1 protein-coding gene is annotated in these 369 nt (G+C 58.8%); it reads left to right on the forward strand.

Features of this window, described 5'->3' with window-relative positions:
• A partial coding sequence (locus ACZYR5_RS29600) for an immunoglobulin-like domain-containing protein (RefSeq protein ID WP_489092925.1) occupies positions 1 to 369 on the forward strand: 369 nt, incomplete at both ends.

Here is a 369-nt window from a genome sequence, read left to right on the forward strand (position 1 = left end):
GGGTGATGACGTCTACAAAGACGGCGGTCCACTGAGCGTCACCATCGACAGCGCCACCGTGAAGGACCAGGTCTTCGAAGACCTGCAACTGAGCAAAGAACCAGGCGTCGTGCAGATCAACGACACCGTGGACACCGTCACCGTGAGCATCAAAGGCAACGGCGACGTATTCGAAAACGCCAATCCGACCTTCACCATCACCCTCAACCAGGCGTTGAAGGACGACCTGACCGTCAAGCTCAGCAACGGCGGCACCGTCACGGTTAAAGCTGGTGAGACCAGTGCGATTTACACCGCCCCAGTCCAGGGTGATGACGTCTACAAAGACGGCGGCCCGCTGAGCGTGACCATCACCGAAGCGACGGTGAA

The organism is Pseudomonas sp. F007 (genome assembly GCF_057814275.1).